The organism is Terriglobus aquaticus, assembly GCF_025685415.1.
Lineage (GTDB): Bacteria > Acidobacteriota > Terriglobia > Terriglobales > Acidobacteriaceae > Terriglobus > Terriglobus aquaticus.
Map to the genome: position 1 here is coordinate 3,843,182 of NZ_JAGSYB010000001.1, position 22,355 is coordinate 3,865,536.

Sequence of the window (22,355 nt, forward strand, 5' to 3'; positions counted from 1 at the left end):
AGGCGACCCCCGCCGGCTCCTTCCCGGTAACTGGCGTTACCGAACTTTCACGCTCCGCTCACCGTCCGGCAACAGCCGCAGGGCACGCTGGGGGCGTGATGGCACCGGACCGGATGGCGAGGAACCACCAGGCGAGCGCGTCCCCCGTCGCGCCTTGCGAGGAACTTCCAGCAGAGACAACCACGGCGCCCCCGGCGGCTCTCCCGATCTCCACCTGCGACACCCTCATCCTCTCGGACCTCCATCTCGGTGCCGAGGTCAGTCGAGCGGCAGACGCGATGCACCTGATCGAGTCCGTCGACTTCCGTCAGCTCATCCTGCTTGGCGACATCTTCCACGACCTCAACTTCGGCCGCCTCACCGGCGCGCACTGGAAGTTCCTCTCGGCCATCCGCAAGCTCAGCAACCCCAAACGCCGTCGCAAGGTCATCTGGGTCGAAGGCAATCACGACGTCGGCCTTTCCCAGCTCATGTCGCACCTGGTCGGCGTGCCCGTGTACCAGCGCTACGTGTGGGAGTACGGCGGCAAGCGTCATCTGGCGATCCACGGTCACCAGTTCGATCGCTTCGTGAACCGCAACGTCCTCCTCAGCCGCTTCTTCGAGTGGTTCTACAACAACGCCCAAAAGTTCGACAGCAAGCAGAAGAGCATGTCGCGCTGGCTTGACCGGCTCAGCACGCGTTGGCTGCGGCTCAGCGACAAGGTCGCCGAAGGCGCCCTGCAGTACGCGCAGGAAGGCCGCGCCGATCGCATCTTCTGCGGCCACACGCACGAGTCGCGCACCGAAACCCGCAACGGCGTCGAGTACTTCAACACCGGCGCCTGGATGGACCAGAACGCCACCTTCATCGCAGTCGACCTCAGAGGAGTCCACCTCCATGTCTACCCAAATCGAGTGCCCGGCAGAGTTGCAGATCGTCATCCCGGCAAAGAACGAGTCACGCTTCCTGCCAGATCTGCTGACCTCGTTGACCCGGCAGGATTACCCGCTCATCCGTTCTACGAAAGTCTTCGTTGCTGACGCCGCATCCACCGACGATACCGTCGCCCTGGCACTCAGCTTTCGTCCCACCCTCGACATCCACATCCTGCCCGGCGGCATGCCTTCCGTTGGTCGCAATCGCGGCGCCCGCGCCGGCAACGCGCAGTTCACGCTCTTCCTCGACGCCGACGTAGAGCTGCAGGACCCGACCCTCATCCGCCGTGCTCTGGAAGCGGCTCAGCGCCGCAAATTCCACTGCGTCACCGTCGACATCCAGTGCAAGGACGGCCGCCCTTCCGACCGCTGGCTCTACCGCGGCAACAATCGCATGCAGCGCCTCTCGCAGTGGTTCCTCCCTTTCGGCACCGGCATGTTTCTCCTCTTCCAGAGCGCGCGCTTCCACGAACTCGGCGGCTTCAGCGAAGACGCCCTTTTCGCCGAGGACTACCTGCTCACCAAGCAGGTTTCGCCGCTCCGCTTCGCCGTGCTCAACGGCGAAGTCTGGACCAGCAACCGGCGGTTCCAGCGCACCGGCCGCCTTCGCATGGTCACTCTCTTCTTCTGGACATTGCTGAACAGCAATAACCGCCGCCACTTCCAGCGCGACCACGGCTACTGGCGTCCCGCTGCAGCCAAGGCGGCGAACAGTTAGATCGGCGGCAGCCCCGTAAAGCTGCTGTTCAGCCTCTCCCGCCGCTCGCCCGGCCGCTGGTCCTCGATCTTTCTCAGGTCGCTATCGCCGATCACCTGGCCGTACTCCAGCACGGTCACCATCAGCACGCCGCCACACACATTGCCAGCCACCGCCAAACCAAGCCAGCGCGGATAGGCCCACCACGGCAGGTGGTGCGTCAGCACGGCGGCGATCACCTCGCCACTGCCCGCGATGCAGTGCGCAAACCCGCCCAGCCCCACCACAAACGCCAGGCTGAAGATGATCATCACCGACCCGGTAATTGAGTGCGAGCCACTCACCAGCCACGCCACGCTCGCAATCATCCATCCGCCCATCACGCCGCTCCAGAAGATGGTCGCAACAGGATGCTGCGATGCTTCCACGCCCAGGTGCACCAGCGCTTCCAGGATCTTCGGATTGAGCGCCGGCGTGTAACTGGCCAGGCCTGCAAACGCTGCCGCGCCCAGCACGTTTCCGGGCAACACCAGCGACCACAGCCGCAGGGTGCTCCACACATGCTTCTTGCGCGCCAGCACCAGCGCCACCGGGTACAGCGTGTTCTCGGTGAAGAGCTGCGCGCGCCCCAGGATCACCGCGATAAAGCCAAGCGGATAGAACAGCTTCGCACAGAACGACGCCACCGGACCGTTGCCCAGCAGCGCCAGTGCGATCGCCGTTCCCAGCGCCGACAAGCCCATAAATGTTCCGCCAGCAAATCCCGAGATAAACAGCGACGGCGCCGTCCGCTTCAGTTCATCTTCGGCATTGCTCAGCACCTGCCGATAGATCTGCTCGGCGCTGGGTCGCTCCAGGTTCTGCTGGCTTGACTGTCCGGCGGCCGCTGCGTCAGCGGCCTGGGTGGCTTCTTCGGTTGGCATGCTCAGGTCTGATGCGCCGCAGACCTCGCCATTCGCTTCTCACCCTAACTTTGCTTTCCGCTTGCCACGTCGCGCCCCGTCAGCACCTCGCGGACCAGCGGTTTCCGGACGTAGTCCTGATCCGCAATCCGCAGCGTCTCGCGCAGCATCCGCTCCGGCTCGTCCAGCAGCGCCGCATCCTCGCTGAACATCGTGACCAGCGGCTGTCCCTCCGCGATGCGATCCCCGAGCTTCACGTGCATCTCGATCCCGGCGTGCGCCGCAACCGGCCCGCCCGGCACCTCGCGCCCCGCACCCAGCCGCTGCACCGCCCAGCCCACCTCGGTGCAATCCATGCTCACCAGCGTTCCGCTCCGGTCCGCCTTCAGCACGCGCGTCGCCGCAGGCTTGTGCTGCGCCGCGGGATCGTCAAACACGCTCACATCGCCCCCGTGCAGCCGCACCATCTCCAGCCACTTGGCATACGCGCTGCCGTCACGCAGTAACTCTGTTGCCCGCTGCTTTCCTTCCTCCGCACTCGAAGCTTCCGCGCCCAAAAACAGCATCCACCCGGCCAACGTCGTCGACAGATCCACCAGGTCGGCACTCAGCGCATGAGCGCGGTTCTGCAGAATGTCGACGCACTCCCAAACCTCAACCCAGTTGCCCGCAAATCGACCCAGCGGCTCGTCCATGCGCGTCAGCAGCGCAACCGTCTTTGTCCCGCTCGCCTCACCCGTCGCGACCATCAGCTCTGCCAGGTGCCGCGCGTCTTCATCGCGCCGCATGAACGCTCCACTGCCGGTCTTCACATCCAGCACCAGCCCATTCAGCCCGCTCGCCAGCTTCTTGCTCATGATGCTCGCGCAGATCAGGTTCGGCGACTCCACCGTCCCGGTGTGATCGCGCAACGCATACAGAATGCGGTCCGCCGGCACCAGGTTCTTCGTCTGCCCGATCATGCTCGCACCGCACGCTTGCAGCACGCGGCCAAACTCCGCGAGCGACAACTGCGTGTTGTAGCCCGGGATCGTCTCCATCTTGTCCAGCGTTCCGCCGGTATGCCCCAACGACCGCCCGCTGATCATCGGATCCGCCAGCCCCGCCGCCGCCACAATAGGCGCAATCAGCAGCGACGTCTTATCACCCACGCCACCCGTCGAGTGCTTGTCCACCGTGAACTTGCCCAGAAACGCCGAGTCGAACGTCTCTCCCGAGTACCGCATCGCCGACGTCAAATCCGCCAACTCCCGCCGCGACAGTCCACGCTGAAACACCGCCATCAGCAGCGAAGCAATCCGCGCATCGGTGATGCTCCCGTCCACCACACCGACCACAAAGCTCTGGATCTCTTCGCGAGAAAGCTCCTTGCCATCGCGCTTCCGCAGGATCATGTCGATCGGATGAATCGGTGAACTCATAGACAGGCTCCTAGCCATTCGTCGCTCTCGATCTGGCGAAGCTTGCCTTCGGTAAACCTAAGTGCTGTACCGAAATAGTGGTGATCGCAATACCAGACCCGACGACCTTCTTGCGCGATGATGAGTAAGTCGTCGCCGCGTCCGATCGTATTTAGCCCGAGCGCCTTCACTTCGGCTTCAGCCTCGCTCAGCGGCTCGCCCAGCGCGAATCGCCCTCTCATTTTCGATGTCTGGATCGCCGTCGCGGCACGTGCACGATCGTCCTGCTGCTGCCCTCTAACCTCGACAAAGGTTGTAATCGCAGCCGCGATGGCTACAAAGCCTGCTACTACGACCACCATGCCACGAACGACTCGCAACCATCTCGATTTGCCCCTCATGCGATTGTCTTGATTGCGAACTCGGCGGGGAGCAAGTCCGCCAAAGTGCATTCATCCGGCTTGCCGTTATCACCCGGATAGATAATCCGGCAGCTACCCTCAGCAAACTCAGCAATCGTCTGCCGGCACGCACCGCAGGGCTGGCATGCCACGCCCGCATCCGCATTCGCCACGGCAACCGCCACCACTTCTATCCCCGGCCCATGCTCCGCAACGGCACGCGCAATTGCCGTCTGCTCCGCGCAGGTCGTCAGGCGATAGCTCACGTTCTCCACGTTGCAACCGGTGACCGTCTCGCCTGACGAGAGCAGAACCGCCGCACCCACATAGAACCGGCTATACGGCGCATACGCGTTGCGCGCTGCCTCCGCCGCGGCCTGGCGCAACGCCTCTGCCTGTGAGTCAGAAAGCGTTCCGGACTGCAGTGTTTGCGGCATAGAAAGCTGAGGCTAAACCCATGCATTCCGTAGCGCAAGCGTGCGGCGGGGCAGGGCGGTACCGCATCCAATACCGAGCGCCCGGATATGCCGACAAAGTCCAAAAGCGAGATGAAGCCGAAGTCCAAGGAGACGCGCGCGAAGCGTGCTGCAGCCGGGAAACAGGCCACCTCTGAAAGCGGATTACCTGCTGCTTCCACCGCATCCGCAGCGCCGCAGCGCGACGTCCTCGAACTCTTCCACCCGGTCACCGCCGAGTGGTTCCGTCAGGTCTTCGAAGGTCCCACCCAGCCGCAGCGCGAAGGCTGGCCCGCCATCGCCAGCGGCGACTCCACGCTCATCCTCGCCCCTACCGGCACCGGCAAGACGCTCACCGCGTTCCTGTGGTGCCTCGACAAACTCATGCTGCAGGACACGCGCGCGAAAGGCGCGATCGCCGCAGCCGCGCTTCCCACACCCAAGCCCATCCGCGCCCGCCGCAAGAAGGGCGAAAAGCCCGAACCCAAGCCGCTGCTCGCCCCCGGCACCGGCGTTCGCGTCATCTACATCTCGCCGCTCAAAGCGCTCGCCGTCGACGTGGAACGCAACCTCCGCTCGCCCCTCGCCGGCATCAGCAACATGGCGCAACGCATGGGCGTTCCCGTGCACACGCCCGAGATCAGCGTTCGCACCGGCGACACGCCTCTCGCCGAACGCGCCAGGTTCGCCAAGCATCCCGGCGACATCCTCATCACCACGCCCGAGTCGCTCTACCTCCTGCTCACCTCGAACGCCAGCGAGGCGCTGCGCACTGTCGAAACCGTCATCATCGACGAGATCCACGCGCTCGTCCCCTCCAAGCGCGGCGCGCACATGGCGCTCTCGCTCGAACGCCTCGAAGCCCTGACCGGCCGCAAGGTCCAGCGCATCGGCCTCTCCGCCACACAGCGTCCCCTCGAGGAAGTCGCCCGCTTCCTCGGCGGAGCCGACGGCTTCGCGACAACAGGGAACAGGGAAGGGGGCCTAGGCAACAGCGAATCGGCCCCGGGGACTTCCACCGGACCCGTGACACCCGCAACTGCGGCTTTAGCCGCCGAGGTAGATAGGGAACCCGCAGCACACCGCGGCTTTAGCGGTCGAGGTGACGATCTAACCGCCGATAACGCAGCACTCGTCACTTCGGACGACGCTCAAACGGTCGTACAAGCGTTTGAACCGATCGATACCGTCGCCATCGCACCCGAGATCGGCGAACAAGCCGGCACTGCAGCCCTCGCTCTCGGCGATAACGACCCACCCTCCTCCAACGGCACCATCGAACCCTTCGGCATCCGCTACCGCCCCGTCACCATCGTCAACGCCGGCGCCCGTAAAGTCCTCGAGCTCACCGTCGAGGTCCCCGTCGAAGACATGGCCCGCCTCGGCGAAATCCAGGACACGCCCAGCGGTCCTGCCTCGCAGGGCCCCAAGCGCACCAGCATATGGCAAAGCATCCACCCGCGTCTGCTTGAAATCATCCGCGCACACACCTCCACCATCCTTTTCGTCAACGCGCGCCGCATCGCCGAACGTCTCGCCGGCGCCATCAACGAACTCGCCGGCGAGCAGATCGCCCGCGCGCATCACGGCTCGCTCGCCGCCTCGCAGCGCAGCGAAATCGAAGAGCTGCTCAAGGCCGGTCACATCCGCGCGCTCGTCGCCACGTCGTCGCTCGAACTCGGCATCGACATGGGGGCGGTCGACCTCGTCATCCAGATCGAAGCGCCACCCTCAGTCGCCAGCGGCATGCAGCGCATCGGCCGCGCCGGTCACCAGGTGGGCGCGCCGTCTAAGGGCATCATCTTCCCCAAGTACCGCGCCGACCTCATCGCCTGCGCCGCCGTCACGCGCGCCATGCACGAGGGCCACGTCGAATCCACGCGCTATCTGCGCAACGCGCTCGACGTGCTCGCGCAGCAGATGGTCGCTATCATCGCGCATCCGCCGCTCGACGAAGAAGCCGCCGCGCGCCGCATCCGCAAGTTCCGCAGCGACGAAGACGAGTCGCCGGGCATCAGCTACGACCGCCTGCTCGGCATCATCCGCTCCTGCTCCGGCTACGCCGGCCTCAGCATCTCCGTCTTCGACGGCGTGCTCGACATGCTCGCCGGCCGGTACCCCTCCGACGAGTTCGGCGAGCTGCGCCCGCGCGTCACCTGGGACCGCCAGCGCGGCTGGATCACCCCGCGCCAGGGCGTCAAGAAAATTGCCATTCTCAACGGCGGCACCATCCCCGACCGCGGCCTCTTCGGCGTCTTCCTCTCCGGCGAGCGCAACCGCCCCATCCGCGTCGGCGAGCTCGACGAGGAGATGGTCTTCGAGGCCCGCACCGGCGAAACCTTCGTGCTCGGCGCCAGCACCTGGCGCATCGACGAGATCACGCACGACCGCGTCCTCGTCTCGCCCGCGCCCGGCGAACCCGGCAAGATGCCCTTCTGGCACGGCGACCAGGCCGGTCGCCCGCTGGAGTTCGGCCGCCGCATCGGCACCCTCATCCGCGAACTCCGCGACATGCCGCGCAACGCCGCCGTCACGCGCCTCACCCGCGAGCACGACCTCGACCAACTCGCCGCCGAAAACGTCCTGCGCTACCTCGCCGATCAGGAGGTCGCCACCGAGATCGTCCCCGACGACCGCACCATCGTCGTCGAACGCGTGCGCGACGAACTCGGCGACTGGCGCGTCTGCGTCATGACGCCCTTCGGCTCGCGCGTCCACGCGCCATGGGCCATGGCGGTCACCGGCCGCATCCGCGCCGCCGGCGGTGCCGACGTGGAAGCCATGTGGAGCGAGGACGGCTTCGTCATCCGCTTCCCCGAAGCCGATACCGCGCCCGACGTCGACCAGTTCTTCCCCGAGGGTCAGGAAGCCGCCGAGTTCGTCCAGCGTCAGCTTGGCTCCACCGCTCTCTTCGCTGCCAAGTTCCGCGAGGCTGCCGCTCGCGCCCTCCTCCTGCCGCGTCGTCGCGCCGACGGTCGCGCACCGCTCTGGCAGCAGCGCAAGCGCGCCTACGACCTGCTCAGCGTCGCCGCGCGCTACCCGCAATTTCCCATGCTGCTTGAGGCGTATCGCGAGTGCCTGCGCGACGTCTTCGACATGCCCGCCCTGCGCGAAATCCTGCAACAGATCGCGCAACGCCAGATTCGCGTCCACACCGTCGATTCGCGCACGCCATCCCCCTTCGCCTCCGCTCTGCTCTTCAGCTACGTCGCCAACTACATCTACGACGGTGACGCCCCACTCGCCGAACGTCGCGCCCAGGCGCTCAGCATCGACCAGGAGCAACTGCGCGAACTCCTCGGCGACGCCGACCTCCGCGAACTACTCGACGCGAACGCCATCGAAGAAACCGAGGAGCAGCTCCAGATGCTCGCGCCCGACTACCGCGCGCGCTCCATGGACGGCATCCACGATCTGCTGCTCCGCCTCGGTGACCTGAACCGCGCCGAACTCCTCAAGCGCGTCACCTCGGCCGAGGTCGCCATCACCGTCGACCGCCTGCAGAAGGCGCGCCGCGTCATCGAACTCATGATCGGCGGCGAGAAGCGCCTCATCGCCGTCGAAGACGTCGCCCGCTACCGCGACGCGCTCGGCATCCCGCTGCCGCCCGGCCTGCCCACCGCCTTCCTCGAGCCCGCGCCCGACGCTATGCTCGACCTCATTCGCCGCTTCGGCCGCACCCACGGCCCGTTCACCACGGCCGAAGTCGCCGCGCGCTTCCGCATCCCCACCGAAACCGCCGAGGCCGTCCTGCAGCGCCTCGTACAAACCGGCCGCGTCGTCGAGGGCGCCTTCAAACCCGGTGGTCTCAGCCGCGAGTGGTGCGACGCCGAGGTCCTACGCACCATCCGCCGACGCTCGCTCGCCAAGCTTCGCAAAGAGGTCGAGCCCGTCGAGCAGCAGACGCTCGCGCGCCTCTTCACGCACTGGCAGGGTGTGCTCACACCCCGCCGCGGCCTCGACGCTCTGCTCGACGTAGTCGAAACCCTGCAGGGCGCACCCCTACCCGCGTCGCTGCTCGAAACCGAGATCCTGCCCGCGCGCATCGCCGGGTACAAGCCCGCCGATCTCGACACGCTCATCGCCGCGGGCGAGGTCACCTGGGCCGGCCTCGAACCTCTCGGCGAGCGCGACGGCCGCATCGGCCTCTACCTCGCCGAAAAACTCCCGTTGCTCTGGCCCGTCGTAAACACGCAGCAAGCCGCCGCGGTCATCGAATCCGAATCGCCCACCAAAGATCGCGAAGACCGCGTTCTCGAGTACCTCCGTGCGCACGGCGCCTCGTTCTTCCAGAACATCCACGACGGCACCGGCGGCGGTTACCCCGGCGAAACCATCGACTCGCTCTGGAATCTCGTCTGGCGCGGCGCCGTCACCAACGACTCGCTGCAATCCCTGCGTGCCTATACCGACCGCAACGCCGTGAATGGACGCGGCACCACGAATCACCAGGGCAAGCCGCAGCGCCGTATCCACAACCAGGCCGCATCCTTCCGCTCGCGCCGCACCACGCCGCCTACCGTGCAGGGCCGCTGGGCGCTGCACCCGGCCTACTTTGCATCACAAAGCAAATCCGCCACCGATCCGCAACGCTCCGCCACCGAGTGGTCCCACGCGGAGGCTCACCAACTTCTCCAACGCTACGGCGTCGTCTTCCGCGAAACCGCCCACGCCGAAAACTTGCCCGGCGGCTTCTCCGCCATCTACGACGTGCTGAAGGCGCTGGAGGAATCCGGCAAGATCCGCCGTGGCTACTTCGCCGCCGACCTCGGCGCCACGCAATTCGCCCTGCCCTCCGCGCTCGACCTCCTGCGTTCGCTCCGCACCAAGCGTCCCGACACCGATCCCGAGATGATCGTGCTCGCCGCCACCGACCCCGCCAATCCCTACGGCGCCCTGCTCAAGTGGCCGCAACCGGCGGACGGCGGTGGCTCGCTCACCCGCACCGTCGGCGCCCGCGTCGTCCTCGCGGACGGCGCTCTCGTCGCCTACCTGCGCCGCGGCAACCCCAACCTGCAGATCTTCCTTCCCGAAGAAGACCCGCAGCGCACCCAGGTCATGCGCGCCCTCGCCCGCTACTTCGTCATCATGGGCCAGGCCGGCTCGGGCCGCATCGGCGAAGCCGCCACCGACCAGTCCGGCCGCGTCGGCATGCTCATCTCATCCATCAACGGAGTCGCCGTCGCCGAACACCCCATGGCCCGCGCCCTGCTCGACGCCGGCTTCCAGGCCGCCCCCATGGGCTTCAACCTGCGCCGCAACCTGCCCCCGCTGCCCGCCACCATGCTCACCGCCCAAAACGGCGGCCGCCCCGCCGGCAACGCATAGGTGTTGTCCGGTTGACAGCGGTTGTAGAGTCTCGACTAGAGATATTGGGGGAATCATGCCTACCTCGCAACAGTTCAAAGAAGCTCTTGAAAAGGTTCATCAGAGAACGGATAGCCAAATGGCGTTTTTGCAGGCCCACTATTCGACAAAGGCGCGTGCACTAACCGCGACTCACCTCAGCAAGTCGGCGGATTACAAGAACTACAGGCCTATTAACCTGCTTTATGGGAAACTCGCGGCTGACCTGGCTAGAGAGTTAGGGACTCGTGGAGGGCTCAGCTTGCTTTGCGATTTCTTCAGGCCAGGTACTTTGACCAATCGAGAGTGGATTTTAGTTATGAAGCCAGACTTTGCAGAAGGGCTTCGACTTGCTGGATGGGTCAAAGCGAAGCAAGATGCCTGAGGGAGATACCATCTATCGCGCCGCTCGCGCGCTGGGCAAAGTGCTCACCGGTAAGGTCGTCACGCGCTTCGAAACCGCCTACGCCCACCTCGCCACCGTCAACGACGACCGCCCCGTCGTCGGCCGCGTCATCGAGCGCGTCGAAGCCCGAGGCAAGTGGTGCCTCATCTTCTTTTCCGGCGATCTCATCCTCGTCACGCACATGCTCATGAGCGGCTCCTGGCACATCTATCGCACCGGCGAAAAGTGGTGGGGACCAAAGAAAGCCGCGCGCGTCTGGCTCGACGTGGACGGCTGGCAGGCCGTCGGCTTCAACATCCCCGTAGCGGAGTTCCACACCGCTGCCTCCCTCGAGCGCAAGAGCAGCGTCCCCAAGCTCGGCCCTGACATCCTTTCGGGTGACTACTCCGCCCAGTCCGGCCTTGCGGCATTACAGGCTCGCAAAACATCGCACCCCGACGACGAGATCGCCAACGTACTGCTCAACCAACGTGTGCTCGCCGGCCTTGGCAACGTCTACAAAAGCGAAGTTGCATTCGCCGCGCGCGTCCACCCCTTCCGCCACATGAGCACCATCACCGACGACGAGATGCTCCAAATGGCCGACGTCTCCCAGCGCTACATGAAGGCCAACGTCATCGACAACAGCTCTGAGACTGGCGGCGATCGCATCATCACCTACAGCGGCATGCGCCGCACCACCAACAGCGCCAACGAAAAAAACCGCCTCTGGGTCTACGGCCGCCGCGGCCAGGAGTGCCGCCGCTGCGGCGCCCTCATCGAGTACCGCAAGCAGGGTCCCGGCGCGCGTAGCACCTACTGGTGCCCCGAGTGCCAGCCCTGGGTGCCCTCCCAGCAGCAGCTCGCCGCCGGCGCCACCACAACCGACGCACCCAAAGGCTGGAACGGCGCCATCCGCCGCAACCGAGTCGGCTGCTCATAGGGCTTTGCAATGCAAAGCAGGCGGGCGGCACATGAACGCGCATGTGCCGCACGCTCCACAGCACGTTAGAACGTGTGTGCCACACCCAAGATGACCGCGTAATCCGCAAACGCCGCGTCGCCATGCGTGTGGTTCGCCAGGTCCGTCACCGACGCCCGCCGATTCCGCTGCACCGCCCACGGCGCGCTCAGCGAGATCATGCTGCGACGGTATTGGTACTGCAGCGCCGGCTCGACGGAGATGATGTACCCCGGCCGCCGGAACCCATCGCTCTTGCCAAATGCATCGCGCACCGGGATGCCTTCCATGCGCCCGCCGAACGCCGCTGCCAGACCGTACACATGCGGCACGTGACGCGATAGTCCGGCGCGGAAGATGTACTGGTCCGTGGCGCTCATCACGCCCTCACCCTTGGCTGTGCGGAACGTGGGCACGCCCGTCGTATCCACGGGGCTGAATAGCCACGATCCCTGGAAGTATCCAACCGTGTGGAAGTAGGTCTGCTTATACGCCTGGCTGCCCAGCGTGAAACCCCACGTGCCATCGCCTGGCTGCAGCGACTGGTCCGCCACCACCTTCTGCACAGTGCCGTTTGCCAGCCGCCCCGTTCCCATGCCGTTGTTGATACCCGTCGGCAGCTTCAGTCCTGCGCTGAACGCGATGTTGCCACCAGCCTCTGTGGGTGGCCGCCACACCCAGCCTTGCACGCCCACAATCATGTCGCCGATGCCTGCAATCTCCACCTTCTGCACCGGCGCGTACTTCTGATCACGCGTACCCTGCAGCACCGGCACAAACGTGTTCACGCTCCAGCGCGGCGACACTTGCAAATCCATGCTGATGTTGTAGAGATTCTGGTGATTCGGAATGAAGTTCCCGTTCACCTGGCGCGACGTGTTCTCCACCGTTCCGCTGAAGTGGCGGAACGAGCTGAACGACCTCCAATCCACCTCGACTGTCAGCGGATGGTGACGCAGAAACGCACTCGTCGATTGCGGCATATCGTGACCGTTCGACGTGATGCAGCTCTGCATATTGCTGTTGGTATGCGCCGCCAGGCATCCCTGGGCGCGTGCGGAACTGGCTCCAAAGCCGGACGCAAGCGCGCCCAGAATGACGGTGCAAACCACTGTGTTCTTCATGATGGAGAGCCATACTAGGGATCACTCCACACGCTTGACGACCATCGCCATACCGATCTTTCTCTCCATCCGCCGATGGAGGAATAAGGCCGCACGGATCGCTATCGTGGTGCGATGCGATTCCAGCATCTTGTTCCGCGGGCCCACCGGCCCGCTCTGCTGTGCGCTGCCGCGTGCCTTGCGTTCGCCAGCCTCCACGCCGCCACACCGGTCGAGCCCGTCCCGCAGTTCCGCAGCAGCGATGGCGCGACCCACACCCTCAACGATCTGCGCGGTCACCCGGCAGTCGTCAACTTCTGGGCCACATGGTGCGGCCCGTGCCGCGAAGAGATGCCGCGCCTGCAAAAGCTCGCCGACACCTACGGCAGCAGGGGCGTGCAGTTCGTCGCCATCTCGCTTGACGCCCCCGATACGCAATCGAAGATCCCGCAGGTCATTGCGAAACGCAACCTGCGCATCCCGGTCTGGACCGGCGCCGACGAAACCACACTCAAGGCACTCGACCTCGGCGAACTCGTCCCCGCAACCCTCATCCTCGACGACACAGGCACCGTGATCGGCCGCATCGAAGGCGAAGCCAGCGACAAGGACATCCGCTCCCGCATCGACTGGCTCCTGAACGGCCGCAACGGCAAACAGCCGAAAGCCATCCAGCGCAACGACTGGTAGTAGGTCGCGCTGAGTACCTGACGCACCTCAGTAGCAGCAACAGAAAGGGCCGGCAGAGGCCGGCCCTTTCTGTTGCTGCTGCAGTTTGGCTAGAAAATGATCTTGCCCGCGAACTGCACGTTGAACGGCTCACCCGGTCCAATGCCCGGAGCGCCTCCGTTGTTGCGCGTGTTCGTCGACCGGCCCAGCGTGCTGCTGGTCAGCGTTGCTGTCGGATTTGCCAGGTTCGTGTAGTTGAAGATGTTGAACATCTCCGCACGAATCTGCAGATTCACGCCCTCACGCAGCCGCGTGTTCTTCACCAGCGAAGCATCCGTCGTGAAGAAGTTCGGTCCGCGGAACGCGTTGCGACGCGTCGTTCCGAAGTTGCCGGCTGCCGGGCTCACAAAGGCCGCCGGGTTGAAGAACTGCGCATAGGGCTGTCCGGTCGTCGGCACAATTACCTTGTTGCTCACCTTGTACGTCGCACCCGGAACGTAGTTGGCGCGGTCCTGGTTCTCGCCCGTGCCGCTTATGTCGTTGCCCACCTTCACGCTGAACGGCGTTCCGGTAAATGCCGTGACAAAGGCATTGCCCTGCCATCCCTGCGTCAGCACCTTCAGCTTGTCAGAGAAGTGGGGCACTTCGTACACCACGTAGCCGTTGAACGTGCTGCGCACGTCGAAATCGGAGTCGCCGTATTCCGCCGCCAGGTTTGCAGAATCCTGCGGTGCCAGGTTGCGTGTGCTGCTGATCACATCCAGCGCGTGGCCCCACGTGTACGAACCTTGTGCCGTAAGCCCCTTGATGTTGGAGATTCGAAGGCTCGCCTGCAGCGAATCGTAGTTCGAGTACCCGCGGCTCTCAATCTCGTTCACCGCGCCAATCGTCGCGTAGTTCGGCACCGTGCGATTCACATAGATCGGCCGCCGCGTCACCTCCGCCGTTGCCGAAGTGGTGGTGCCCGGCCGAGCCTGGTTGATGTCGCTCAGGTTGAACAAATCGCGCCCTGCCGCACCCACATAGCCCAGCGTGAAAATGGTGTTGCGTGCCAGCTGCGTTTCCATGTTCACGGTCCAGTTGTGCGAGCGAGCCGTGGCGAAGTTCGGATCGATTGTCGCCAGACCATAGATCGTCGTCGGCGAAGGCGCCGTCGGGAAGGGGTTCACGCCCGACACCCACTGGCCATACGTCTTGCTCACCGTGCGAACCGGGTTGGGACCCGTCGGGTTCGCCTGCGGTCCGCGAGCGCCGCCGTTGCCCGGGCCATTGTCAAAGAAACCGTTGAAGTTCGGCGCGTCGAAGTACAAACCGTACGTTCCGCGCAGCACCATCACCGGGTTCAACTGGTACGCCACACCCACGCGCGGCGAAAAGTTCGTCTGCTGCCCGTTATAGGGCTTGTCCACGCCGCCGCTGCCCAACGGCACCAACCCGTACCCATCGGCTGCCGGATTGCCTGGACGGTAAAAGCTGAAAAAGCCCGGGCTCGACCACGGCGCGTTGTACTCATATCGCAGACCGTAGTTCAGCGTCAGCTTCGGCGTCACCTGGAACTGGTCCTGCACAAACCCTGCGAAGGTGTTCTGGTAGATGCTGCGCCGCAGGTAACCCTGCACAAAGCTGTTGGAGTTGTAGAACCCGGCCAGGTAATCGGCCAGGGAACGCACATCCGTACCCACACTGGCATCGTTCGCCCAGGGCGTCGCTCCGTTCAGCAGCGGCGTAATCGCTGCGTTGCTCGACGCCGTTCCGTTGAAGCTGAACGTGCCGCGCACGTTGCGCTGGTATTGCAGGTCCATGTAGTTGCGGCGATACTCGCCACCAAACCGGAACTGGTGCTTGCCCTTCACAAACGTCGCTGCATCCGTCACGTGGCCGGTGTAGTCCTTGCGGCCCAGAGGCGGCGTCTGGCCGGTCACGTCGATCGCACCACCACCAATGGTGATGTTCGGCGCACCAAACAGGGTCGGATCGGTCACACCCGTCGCCAGGCCTAGTGACGGCAGATTGAACGAGTGGTTCGCATCGTTGAAGGTCTGGTTGAACACGCCCACGCCAAACAGCAATTGGTTGCTCACGCGATCGCTGATGGCCCAGTTATGCGCCAGTGAAAAATTCTGCGTAATGTCCGGCGCCACCTGGAAGTAGTCGTACACGTTGGTGCCGACCGCGGAGTACTGCCGGCCCGTTCCCACAAAGGCCTGCAGCCGCAGGTTCTGCCGGCTGGTCATGTTCCACGTGATGTTGCCGATCGCGTTGTCGCTGTAGCCCTTCTGATTGCGCGGATCGAAGTAGTTGCCGCTCGCGGCCGGCCCAACGTTCTTGTTGCCCTCCGGCCAAAGCGTCAACAGGTTGAGCGACAGCGGGTTGACCACACTGGTCGGCGAGTAGCGGTACCCGTGCGCCTGCAGCAGCGCGGTCGCCGCGTTCACATACGCCGTCGTCGGTTCCGTTGCCGCGGCCGAGTTGCCGATCAGGAACATCTGCCGTTCGTAGTTCACAAAGAAGAACAGCTTGTCCTTGATGATCGGCGCGCCAACGGATCCACCAAACTGCTGGTTGCGCAGCGTAGGCTTGCGCGTCGTCGGAGACAGGAAGGGCGACCGCGCCGCAAAGAACTCATTCCGGTTGAAGTAGTAGGCCGACCCGTGCACGTTGTTCGTGCCCGTCTTGATCGCCAGGCTGATCAGGCCGCCCACGTTACGACCCGCCTCAGCATTCGCGTTCGACTGCACCGTGAACTGGTCGATGGCGTCGATCGGAATCGTCACACCCGCAATCGATCCCACACCGCCCTGGTTCGCCGCCGCGCCGTTCTGCCAGATGTCGTTGGAGTCGGCACCATCAATCTGGTAATTGTTCTGGTTCGACCGCGTGCCGTTTAGCGATCCTGCACCGTTGTAGCCGGGCACAATCTTGATCAACTGCGTGTAGTCGCGGCCGTTCAGCGGAATGTTCTGTACCGCCTTCTCGTTCACCACGCTGTTGTTCGCCGTCGTCTCCGTATCCAGCGCCAGTGCTGCCGCGTTCACATCCACGCTCTGCGTTTCCGCGCCCACGCCCAGCTTCGGGTCCAGCGAATACACCGCGCCCGGCCGCACGTCGATCTTCTCCACCTTCGTCACGCTGAAGCCCTGCGCTTCCACCGTCACCGTGTACTGACCGATCGGCAGATCCTGAAACGCATACGCGCCCGCGCTGGTCGACTGCTGTGTCCGCGTAAAGCCCGTCGACGGGTCCAGCAGCGTCACCTTGGCGTTGGGAACCACCGCGCCGCTCGCGTCCAGAACCGTGCCGGCGACGCCGCCGCGGTAGGTCTGCGCCATCGCAGATCCAGCGGGCATCAAGCCGATCACAAAGGGAGCCAGGGCGATCGCCGTCGTACTCAGCGTTGCGCTGACGGGCAGCAGGGCGGGAGCAAGCAGGAACTTCACAGCATTCTTCTTCAACAGCAACCTCTTTGACGTACAGGGGTGCGGGCACTTCTGCCATGCAGCACAGCGATGCCGGAGGGACAGACCGGTCGCAAGTAGCGGCCATCGATGCACCAGTTTGGCGCCACCGAGACCTCGCGAACGGGAGAATCTAGGTTGTGGGGTTCATCTCAACTCTATTGCAGGCCGATGAATCTGGCAAACAAAAGCCGCAGCGTTAGCGCTTTCGATCTGCCCTTTTCGTGATCGAGGACCCAAAGCAAAACGGCTGACCTCACGGTCAGCCGTCCTGTTGCAATTGCTTGTTTGTAGTAGGTGTTATCGGCGGCGATCGTTGTGGTTCTCCTGCTTGATCTGCTGCGAAGCGTGGTTCTGCTCACGCTGTACCTGCTGCCGCTCCGGCTGGTTCATGCGGCCGCCATTTGCCACCCGGTCGTTGTGTACCTGCTGGTCCACAAAGCCCTGCCGCTGTTGCGCGCGCATCGCCTCACCGTTCGTCATCTGCCCGCTGCGAACGCCGTTGGCGATCCGCTGGTCCTGGTTGGCCTCGCGGTTGTCCACGGAGTTCGGCCGCACCGCGTTGCCGTTATGGTTGTCGTTATAGATCTGCCGGCCCAACGCATTCTGCTGCTGGTTGATCCCTTGCCGCTGCTGCTGGTTCAGCGGAGCTCCACCATTCGCCTGCCGGTCCGTACGCACCTGCTGGTTGATGCCCGCCTGCATGCGGTTCGCCTGCGCCGCCTCGCCGCTTGTCATCTGTCCGCTGCGCAGACCGTTGGCGATGCGCTGATCCTGGTTCGCCTGCCGGCTCTGAAAGGCCGCCGTGTTGAAGCTGCGCCCCATCTGCCGGTCCTGCGCGCTGATCGGCTGCGCCTGCATGTGCTGCTGCGCCACCTGGTGATAAGCGCCCGGGTTCGGCGTCGCAAAGGTCTGCGGACGCCCACCATTCACTGCCGCCAGTTGCGCCCGATCCTGCGCCGCAAACTGCTGGTGTTGCATCTGGTTCTGCGTCGGGTTGAAGTGCTGATCGCGAGCCCAGTTCTGCTCCGCAATCGTCGGCTGCCGCTGAATTCCGTTCGGCCCACCGTTGTACGCCACGTGATTGTTGTTGATGATCGTGTTGTTCTGGATCACCGTCGTGTTGTTGTACACGTTCGTCACGTGCACATTCGTCACGTTCGCCGCGGCCCGGTTATAGAAGAAGCTATTGCCACGCCACTCCCCACCGAAGAAGCCAACGCCGCCGTACCCGAAGCCATAGTTCACGCCGCCGTAGAAGCCCACGTGCGGTCCCCAGTACCCGGGATGCCAGCCATACACGTTGCCGGCGTAGCCCCAATATCCGGGCGTCCAAAGCAGGCCTTCCTGCGGTGGCAGCACCCACGTTCCCGGCACCCAGTAGTAGCCCGCGTCACCCCAGGCCCAGTAGCCCGGCGTCCAAATGTAACCAGGCGCGGGCAGCGGCGGCTGCACATACACCGGCAACGGCGGCGGCGGCGTGCCCACGCTAATGCTGATGCCAAGCGAGATCGAGGCGCGAGCCTCCGCCGTGCTTACCAGCGCCAGCGGTGTCAACAGCGCTGCCGTCAGAGCAAAACGCCCAATCCGGGACATAGAGGAACGCGAAATCATTCTGTACTCCTTGCTGACTCTCGAGGCCCACGCCATGTTGGTCCGGCGCCTCTGTCATCTCGTTCAACGCAAACCCGCGGCACTCCAAAGTGTTGTGTTTCGCCGTCCACAACTCTCCAGATTCTTGTTGCGTCTCCCCGTTAGCGCTTACGTAAAAGGCTATGTCTTCCTGCTGTCTCGCCATCGGCTTTCGCTTGCATGGCCTATTGCGCAGGGCGCATAATCCGCCCACAACGACTCTGGCGCATTCGCACGTCGTAAAGCGCCAGGCAACGGGACGGTTGACGGCACTGCTGCATCCATTCCGACGGCGGCATCATTCTTCGCTTCGGCATCAGACAAGCAGGTACAGCATGGCAAGCATCCGCACGGTAGGTCTCACTCTTTCCAAGCGCATCGTCGCCGGCCTCGTGGACGAAGCGGGCGTCGCAGGCAAGCTGCGCGGCTACCCCGCCGACGAGGAGTACGACGACGCCCTGGTCGAAATGCCGCGCGAACACCTGCTCGAAGCCATGTGCGAGCAGATCATCGCAGTCGTCAACGGCGCGCCCGCGGAGGGCGCCGTCAGCGAAGGCATCGGCTTGGTTCACGATCAGGGCTCGCGCGACAACGGCCCAGCCAGCATCGATGCCGTCGGCGTAGCCTTGCCGGGCATCGTCCGCAACGGCGTTGTCGAAGACGCGCCCAACGTCCCGCAGCTCAAAGGCGTGCGCATTGCCGCGGAACTCGGCCAGATGTTGCGCGACCACGGCGTCGACGCTCCCATCACCGCGCTCAATGACGCAGACGCCGTCGCCGCCGGCCTCGCCGCCACCCAGGGCAAGCTGCAGCAACTCATCCGCGTCTGGACCGTCGGCACCGGCATCGGTTTCGGCCGCTACCCCATGATCGACGGCATCGGCGAAGGCGGTCACACCGTCGTCACCCTCGACGAGCGCGAGAGCTACTGCGGCTGCGGCGGCAAGGGCCACATCGAAGGCATCATGGGCCACCGCGCCATGCGCCTGCGCTTCCTCGACATGGAACCCGAGGACGTCTTCGCCGCCGCCGAAAACGGCGACAAGCGCTGCCTCGAGTTCAAGCGCCTGTGGCACCGCGCCCTGGCCGCCGGCACCGCCACCAGCATCCACATGACCGGCGCCGGCAAGTTCTACGTCACCGGCTACAACGTCCGCTTCCTCGATTTGCCGCTCTTGCACCACTACATCGAGCAGATGGTCCGCATGAGCCCACTGCAGGGCTTCAGCGTCGAGATCCGCCCCGAAGACGTCCGCACCGAAGTCGTCGGCGCCGCCGTTATCGCCCGCCAGGCAGCCCTGGCCAGCACCGAATCCCTCGCCGAAGCTGCCCGCGCCTGATCCCATCTCGCGCGGCAGCAGAGATCCGGGCGCACCAACTCCGGCAATCTTCGCCCCGCGCGTGACTGGCTACACTGAACACCATGGCGAAGCGCAAAGCGGACAAACCTGGCGTGCCGACCGACTCTGGCGTGCCAGCCAAAGGCGCTGACCGCCGTGCGCCCGCTCCTTCGAGTCCGGTCCCAACCCCGCTCGAGGATCGCCTGCAGTACCACTTCCGCGACAAAGCCCTGCTCGAACTCGCTCTCACCCACCGCTCCGTCGCAGAAGAGCAGGGTCGCAACGAAACCGACGCCGACAACGAACAGCTTGAGTTCCTCGGCGATTCCATCCTCGACCTCCACGTCACCGAGCTCCTACTGGAGCGCTTCGGCCATCGCCGCGAAGGCGACCTCACGCGCATGCGCGCCATGCTGGTCAGCCGCGAAGCCCTCAGCCAGGTCGGCGTGCGCCTCCAACTCGGCGAGGCCCTCCGTCTCGGCGCGGACCTGGAAGCCACCGGCGGTCGCCAGAAGACCAGCCTCCTCGCCAACGCCGTAGAAGCCGTGCTCGCCGCGATCTACCGCGACGCCGCGCCCGACGGCCACCTCGCCGTTGCCCCGCTCATCCGCCGCGAAATCTTCGAGCCGCACCTGCCCGACCTGCTTCGCATCGCCGAAGACGGTGCTAACTTCGGCATCATGGGCGATTGGAAGTCCGCCCTGCAGGAGCTGCTGCAAGCCCGCGGCGTTGGCGTTCCCACCTACCGCAACGCCGCGGAACTCGGCGAGACCCAGGCCGACCGCCGCTTTGTCGAAGAGGTTCTCCTCGGTGAGCAGGTCCTCGGTCGCGGCGAAGCCCGCAACCGCAAAGCCGCCCAGAAAGCCGCCGCTGCCGAAGCCTTCCGCCTCTTGCAGGCTGAGCCCCTCACCCTGGCCGCTGCAGCGGACTCCGCCACCGGCAGGGAACAGGCGCAATGACGCCCGGAACACCCCGGCCGGAACATTCCGGCACCGGCCTGCCGCAGGCTCCGCGCGCGCCGCACAAGCCCTTCGCCGGGTCGCCACAGCCGCTCACCTTCCGCGCAGCCGACCTGCCACCGCACCCGCCTGCACCGCCACCGCCGCCGGTCCACCAGCGCCGTCGAGGCACCCTGCTCGCCACCGCATTTGGCACGGTCGCCGCCTCGCTTGCCCGCCTCACCGCCGTGGCCCTGTTCGTAATCACGTTCCTGGTGCAGCCCACGCAGATTCCCAGCAGCAGCATGGAGCAAACCCTGCTGGTCGGCGACTTGGTCCTGGTCAATAAGCAGGTCTTCGCCCCCGCTGGCCACTGGCGTTGGTTGCTGCCATACCGCCAGCCCCGCGTCGGCTCGCTGGTCGTCTTCCACTACCCGGTCGACCCCGACCAGCTTGTTGTCAAGCGCGTCGTCGCCGTCGCGGGCGACCGCATCCACCTGCGCGACAACACCCTGTATCGCAACGGCGAGCCACAGGCCGAGCCCTACGCGCAGTACACCCCCGCCGGCCGCTCACCCTTCCGCGACCGTTTCCCCAATTTGCAAGAAGCCGACCCCTCCGCCGAGGCCCCGTGGTGGATCGAGCTCCGCAGCCGCATACGCGACGGCGAACTCCCCGTCCCCGACCGAAGCTACTTCGTAATGGGCGACAACCGCAACGACAGCCTCGACAGCCGCTACTGGGGCTTTGTCCACCCGGCCGCCATCGTCGGCGAACCCCTGCTCACCTACCTCTCCATCGACCACCAGCCCGGCCAGGCGCCGCATCTTCGCCGCGCCCGCCTGGGCCACATCGTCCGCTGAATCAGTAAGCCTGCGCCCCGCGCAGGTACACTGCTTGCAGCAGAGGAGACGCATCCGCCGTGGCCACAGAACTTCAACCCGAACCCCCGGTCGTCGCCACAGGTCCTGCCGCGCCCGCCGTCGTGGAAGAGCGTCGCGAAACCCTGCCCGAATCGCTGGCAGGAACCGCCTACGTCTTCGTCATCGGCCTCTTCCTCATGACGTTCCTGTTCCAGAACTACGCCATCCCGTCCGGCTCCATGGAGAAGACGCTGCTCATCGGCGATCACGTGGTGGTCGACCGCTCCACCATCTCGCCGCAGCCGTTCCCCGTTGGCATCATGCACTACCGCGCCGTCCAGCGCGGCGACATCATTGTCTTCGTCAAGCCCAACCCGGAATCCCCAGACCTCGTGCTCGTCAAGCGTGCGATTGGCCTGCCCGGTGATCGCATTCATCTAGACCACGGCGTTCTATACCGCAACGGCCAGCGCGTCGACGAGCCTTTCATCAGCATGCCGAAAGACGACGGCGATTTCAGTTCCTCATACGATCCGTACCGCGACGATTTTCCGCGGAATCCCGGTCGGCCGCCTGCAACTGAGCTCTGGACCGTCGATCTCCCGAATCACGTCCAGGGCGGCGATCTTGTCGTGCCCGATCACGTCGTCTTCGCCATGGGTGACAACCGCATCGGTTCGCTCGACTCGCGCTTCTGGGGCTTTGTTCCGGACAACAACATCATGGGCCGCCCCATGTTCGTCTACTGGTCCTTTGTCACCCCGGCCGACCAGAACGACAAGACGGGTGCCAGCTCCACTGCCGCCTGGGTCAGCCACGTCATCACCCACTTCTTCTCTGACACCCGCTGGTCGCGCACCGGCCACATCACCCGATAGCACGGTCGCTTAT

General features: G+C 64.8%; 17 protein-coding genes. 10 read left to right on the forward strand and 7 right to left on the reverse strand.

The annotated features are described in order from the left end of the window. The first annotated feature begins 98 nt into the window (after positions 1-98). Together OHL12_RS15890 and OHL12_RS15895 are read left to right on the forward strand one after the other, a co-directional pair. On the forward strand, positions 99-1,022 hold the full coding sequence (locus OHL12_RS15890) for a UDP-2,3-diacylglucosamine diphosphatase (protein ID WP_263414796.1): 924 nt from the start codon (positions 99-101) through the stop codon (positions 1,020-1,022). Further along, positions 910-1,635 (forward strand): glycosyltransferase, encoded by a 726-nt coding sequence (locus OHL12_RS15895; RefSeq protein ID WP_263415151.1) that lies wholly within the window; start codon positions 910-912, stop codon positions 1,633-1,635. Before OHL12_RS15890 ends, OHL12_RS15895 begins: the two co-directional genes overlap by 113 nt. Here OHL12_RS15895 and OHL12_RS15900 read toward each other — a convergent pair. Genes OHL12_RS15900 through cdd form a run of 4 tightly spaced genes read right to left on the reverse strand, consistent with a single transcriptional unit; the run spans position 1,632 to position 4,754 of the window. Beyond that, a complete protein-coding gene (locus OHL12_RS15900) occupies positions 1,632-2,537 on the reverse strand; it encodes a formate/nitrite transporter family protein (protein ID WP_263414797.1) in 906 nt (301 codons plus the stop codon). The genes OHL12_RS15895 and OHL12_RS15900 overlap by 4 nt on opposite strands. A 44-nt stretch (positions 2,538-2,581) precedes the next feature. Then, entirely contained in the window at positions 2,582-3,937 is a 1,356-nt protein-coding gene (locus tag OHL12_RS15905; RefSeq protein WP_263414798.1) for a thymidine phosphorylase, read from the reverse strand. Continuing rightward, positions 3,934-4,317, reverse strand: a complete 384-nt coding sequence (locus OHL12_RS15910) for a hypothetical protein (protein ID WP_263414799.1) — start codon at positions 4,315-4,317, stop codon at positions 3,934-3,936. Before OHL12_RS15910 ends, OHL12_RS15905 begins: the two co-directional genes overlap by 4 nt. Further along, on the reverse strand, positions 4,314-4,754 hold the full coding sequence (cdd, locus tag OHL12_RS15915) for a cytidine deaminase (protein WP_263414800.1): 441 nt from the start codon (positions 4,752-4,754) through the stop codon (positions 4,314-4,316). The genes OHL12_RS15910 and cdd overlap by 4 nt, the downstream gene beginning before the upstream one ends. 111 nt (positions 4,755-4,865) lie before the next feature. On the opposite strand from cdd, the gene OHL12_RS15920 reads away from it, so the two are divergent. The 3 genes from OHL12_RS15920 to OHL12_RS15930 are packed head-to-tail and all read left to right on the forward strand — an operon-like array spanning position 4,866 to position 11,446. Further along, entirely contained in the window at positions 4,866-10,100 is a 5,235-nt protein-coding gene (locus OHL12_RS15920) for an Lhr family helicase (protein WP_263414801.1), read from the forward strand. Between the two features lie 55 nt (positions 10,101-10,155). Continuing rightward, entirely contained in the window at positions 10,156-10,503 is a 348-nt protein-coding gene (locus tag OHL12_RS15925) for a hypothetical protein (protein ID WP_263414802.1), read from the forward strand. Then, a complete protein-coding gene (locus OHL12_RS15930; RefSeq protein WP_263414803.1) occupies positions 10,496-11,446 on the forward strand; it encodes an Fpg/Nei family DNA glycosylase in 951 nt (316 codons plus the stop codon). The genes OHL12_RS15925 and OHL12_RS15930 overlap by 8 nt, the downstream gene beginning before the upstream one ends. A 65-nt stretch (positions 11,447-11,511) precedes the next feature. On the opposite strand, the gene OHL12_RS15935 is transcribed toward OHL12_RS15930, so the two are convergent. Beyond that, entirely contained in the window at positions 11,512-12,588 is a 1,077-nt protein-coding gene (locus tag OHL12_RS15935) for a hypothetical protein (RefSeq protein ID WP_263414804.1), read from the reverse strand. Positions 12,589-12,702: 114 nt separating this feature from the next. Here OHL12_RS15935 and OHL12_RS15940 point away from each other — a divergent pair, with 114 nt between their 5' ends. Then, entirely contained in the window at positions 12,703-13,257 is a 555-nt protein-coding gene (locus OHL12_RS15940) for a TlpA family protein disulfide reductase (RefSeq protein WP_263414805.1), read from the forward strand. Between the two features lie 89 nt (positions 13,258-13,346). On the opposite strand, the gene OHL12_RS15945 is transcribed toward OHL12_RS15940, so the two are convergent. Continuing rightward, on the reverse strand, positions 13,347-16,688 hold the full coding sequence (locus tag OHL12_RS15945; protein WP_263414806.1) for a TonB-dependent receptor: 3,342 nt from the start codon (positions 16,686-16,688) through the stop codon (positions 13,347-13,349). Positions 16,689-16,991: 303 nt separating this feature from the next. After that, positions 16,992-18,305, reverse strand: a complete 1,314-nt coding sequence (locus tag OHL12_RS15950) for a YXWGXW repeat-containing protein (RefSeq protein ID WP_263414807.1) — start codon at positions 18,303-18,305, stop codon at positions 16,992-16,994. 353 nt (positions 18,306-18,658) lie between these two features. Here OHL12_RS15950 and OHL12_RS15955 point away from each other — a divergent pair, with 353 nt between their 5' ends. The 4 genes from OHL12_RS15955 to lepB (OHL12_RS15970) all read left to right on the forward strand — a co-directional run bounded on the left by OHL12_RS15955 (position 18,659) and on the right by lepB (OHL12_RS15970) (position 22,342). Continuing rightward, entirely contained in the window at positions 18,659-19,663 is a 1,005-nt protein-coding gene (locus tag OHL12_RS15955; protein WP_263414808.1) for an ROK family protein, read from the forward strand. Positions 19,664-19,746: 83 nt separating this feature from the next. Further along, positions 19,747-20,622: a ribonuclease III gene (gene rnc / locus OHL12_RS15960; RefSeq protein ID WP_263414809.1), complete on the forward strand. Its 876-nt coding sequence runs from the start codon at positions 19,747-19,749 to the stop codon at positions 20,620-20,622. Continuing rightward, the gene (gene lepB, locus OHL12_RS15965) at positions 20,619-21,464 is read left to right on the forward strand and encodes a signal peptidase I (protein ID WP_263414810.1); all 846 of its coding nucleotides are present in this window, start codon (positions 20,619-20,621) and stop codon (positions 21,462-21,464) included. Before rnc ends, lepB (OHL12_RS15965) begins: the two co-directional genes overlap by 4 nt. A 59-nt stretch (positions 21,465-21,523) precedes the next feature. Next, positions 21,524-22,342 carry a signal peptidase I gene (lepB, locus tag OHL12_RS15970; protein ID WP_263414811.1) on the forward strand — a complete coding sequence of 273 codons (819 nt, stop codon included), beginning with the start codon at positions 21,524-21,526 and terminating at the stop codon, positions 22,340-22,342. The last annotated feature ends 13 nt before the right edge of the window (positions 22,343-22,355 follow it).

Excerpts from the sequence above, each read along its gene's own strand:
- OHL12_RS15890 (WP_263414796.1), top strand. The coding sequence starts at position 99 with ATGGCACCGGACCGGATGGCGAGGAACCACCAGGCGAGCGCGTCCCCC.
- OHL12_RS15900 (WP_263414797.1), bottom strand. The coding sequence starts at position 2,537 with ATGCCAACCGAAGAAGCCACCCAGGCCGCTGACGCAGCGGCCGCCGGA.
- OHL12_RS15905 (WP_263414798.1), bottom strand. The coding sequence starts at position 3,937 with ATGAGTTCACCGATTCATCCGATCGACATGATCCTGCGGAAGCGCGAT.
- OHL12_RS15910 (WP_263414799.1), bottom strand. The coding sequence starts at position 4,317 with ATGAGGGGCAAATCGAGATGGTTGCGAGTCGTTCGTGGCATGGTGGTC.
- cdd (WP_263414800.1), bottom strand. The coding sequence starts at position 4,754 with ATGCCGCAAACACTGCAGTCCGGAACGCTTTCTGACTCACAGGCAGAG.
- OHL12_RS15920 (WP_263414801.1), top strand. The coding sequence starts at position 4,866 with ATGAAGCCGAAGTCCAAGGAGACGCGCGCGAAGCGTGCTGCAGCCGGG.
- OHL12_RS15925 (WP_263414802.1), top strand. The coding sequence starts at position 10,156 with ATGCCTACCTCGCAACAGTTCAAAGAAGCTCTTGAAAAGGTTCATCAG.
- OHL12_RS15930 (WP_263414803.1), top strand. The coding sequence starts at position 10,496 with ATGCCTGAGGGAGATACCATCTATCGCGCCGCTCGCGCGCTGGGCAAA.
- OHL12_RS15935 (WP_263414804.1), bottom strand. The coding sequence starts at position 12,588 with ATGAAGAACACAGTGGTTTGCACCGTCATTCTGGGCGCGCTTGCGTCC.
- OHL12_RS15940 (WP_263414805.1), top strand. The coding sequence starts at position 12,703 with ATGCGATTCCAGCATCTTGTTCCGCGGGCCCACCGGCCCGCTCTGCTG.
- OHL12_RS15950 (WP_263414807.1), bottom strand. The coding sequence starts at position 18,305 with ATGATTTCGCGTTCCTCTATGTCCCGGATTGGGCGTTTTGCTCTGACG.
- OHL12_RS15955 (WP_263414808.1), top strand. The coding sequence starts at position 18,659 with ATGGCAAGCATCCGCACGGTAGGTCTCACTCTTTCCAAGCGCATCGTC.
- rnc (WP_263414809.1), top strand. The coding sequence starts at position 19,747 with ATGGCGAAGCGCAAAGCGGACAAACCTGGCGTGCCGACCGACTCTGGC.
- lepB (WP_263414810.1), top strand. The coding sequence starts at position 20,619 with ATGACGCCCGGAACACCCCGGCCGGAACATTCCGGCACCGGCCTGCCG.